The sequence below is a fragment of the Ornithinibacter sp. genome (assembly GCF_035443565.1).
Lineage (GTDB): Bacteria > Actinomycetota > Actinomycetes > Actinomycetales > Dermatophilaceae > Fodinibacter.
Genome location: NZ_DAORSO010000295.1, coordinates 1 through 1,860 on the forward strand (window position 1 = coordinate 1; position 1,860 = coordinate 1,860).

2 protein-coding genes and 1 pseudogene are annotated in these 1,860 nt (G+C 72.4%); all 3 read left to right on the forward strand.

The features are described from left to right. Nucleotides 1-440, forward strand: a 440-nt coding sequence (locus PLL68_RS14590; RefSeq protein ID WP_324535318.1) for a Holliday junction DNA helicase RuvB C-terminal domain-containing protein, incomplete at its 5' end; no start/stop codon positions are given. 165 nt (nucleotides 441-605) lie between these two features. Continuing rightward, entirely contained in the window at nucleotides 606-872 is a 267-nt protein-coding gene (gene yajC / locus PLL68_RS14595) for a preprotein translocase subunit YajC (RefSeq protein ID WP_324535320.1), read from the forward strand. Nucleotides 873-874: 2 nt separating this feature from the next. Then, nucleotides 875-1,860: pseudogene (locus PLL68_RS14600) on the forward strand (protein translocase subunit SecD); the annotation flags it as partial.

A 1,860-nucleotide genomic window follows, 5' to 3' on the forward strand; every position in this document is an offset into this window, starting at 1 on the left:
CCGGTCGCTCTCGGGGGACCCCCCGAATCGCCAACCGCCTGCTGCGCCGGGTGCGCGACTGGGCCCAGGTGCACGGCGAGGGCCACGTCGACCTCGCGGCCGCGCAGGTCGCCCTGGCGCTCTTCGACGTCGACGCCGTCGGCCTCGACCGGCTGGACAGGGCCGTGCTCGAGGCGCTGTGCCGCCGGTTCGGCGGCGGGCCGGTCGGATTGTCGACCCTGGCCGTCGCCGTGGGGGAGGAGGCCGACACCGTCGAGACGGTCGCCGAGCCCTACCTCGTGCGCGAGGGCTACATCGTGCGCACCCCGCGCGGGCGGGCTGCCTCGCCGCGGGCGTGGACCCACCTGGGCATCACCCCGCCACGAAGCGCACCGCTCCAGGACCTGCTACCGGTCGACGGTGACCCCGACGACACGGCCGCAGGCCGGTTCGGCGGCTGAGCACGCGCCGACGTGCCGCCCACCGCACGAGCCACGCCGGGAGGGTGCTGACGTTGGAGCGGGTGGAACCCGTCACCTAGACTCGGGCGTTGGCCCGGGTGCGCCCCCGCCGCACCCCTGCCTGCCACGAGCGGGCACCCTGACCACTAAGGACCGATCTCACCCATGGACTCCGGCTTCGGCTACGTCGTCATCCTGCTGCTCCCGTTCCTGCTGCTGGTGTTCATGATGTACACCCAGCGCAAGCGGGCCCAGCAGATCCAGGCCCTCCAGGCCGCGCTGGTCATCGGCGACGAGGTCGTCACGACCTCCGGCCTCTACGGGACGGTCGTGGCGCTCGACGAGCGCGTCGTCACGCTGGACACCGGCAACGGTGTCACGGTGCGCTATGACCGCCGCGCCATCGGTTCGCACGCCTCCGAGGTCGCCTGATCATGTCGTTGAAGACCCAGCGCTCCGCCGCGCGCCGAGCCCTGCTCGCCCTCACCATCCTGTCGCTCGCCCTCATGGGGCTGCTCGCCGGTGCCATGCACTGGTCGGACGCCCAGGCCACCCCGAAGCTCGGGCTGGACCTCAAGGGCGGGACGCAGATCATCCTCGAGCCCAAGACCGTCGAGGGCCAGACCGTCACGGCCGAGCAGCTCAACCAGGCACGCAACATCATCGTCCAGCGCGTCGACGCCGGTGGTGTCTCCGGCGCCGAGGTGACGACCCAGGGTGACCGCAACATCGTCGTGAGCATCCCCGAGATCCCGACGCAGGAGGTGCGCGACGCGATCAGCAAGTCCTCCCAGCTGCAGTTCCGTCCCGTCCTCGCGATCGCCGCGGGCAGCCCGCAGCCGCAGCCGACGGCGTCCCCGAGCGGCACGGCATCCCCCGATCCCAGCGCCTCACCGAGCGGCACGGCGTCGCCCGCACCGTCCGGGGCGCCGGCCGCGAGCCCGTCGCCGACCCCGACCGTGGCGAGCAGCGCCTCACCGACGAACAACAGCTCGGTCCCCGAGGCGCTCATGGCGCCGACCCCGTCCCCGAGCGCGTCGGCCAGCCCGTCGCCGACGCCCAGCCCGACGGCATCCACCGCGACCCCGACCAGCCCGACCGACCTCGCGTGGATCACCCCCGAGGTGAGCGCCCAGTTCGAGCTGCTCAACTGTGCTGACCTCGAGGCCCTGGACAACCTCGTCGACGACCCGGCCAAGCCGCTCGTCACGTGCCAGGACGACGGCAGCGTGAAGTACATCCTCGGCCCGGTCGCCGTCGCCGGTGACAAGATCAGCGACGCCACCTCGGGGTACCGCACCAACCAGCAGGGCGTCGTCACCAACGAGGTCGAGATCGCCTTGACCCTCACGAGCGAGGGGGCCGAGCAGTACGCCGACATCAGCCGCGCCATGGTCGCCCTGCCCGAGCCGCAGAACCA

Bases quoted from the DNA above. Each gene is read 5' to 3' on its own strand.
- yajC (WP_324535320.1), top strand. From the start codon at position 606: ATGGACTCCGGCTTCGGCTACGTCGTCATCCTGCTGCTCCCGTTCCTG.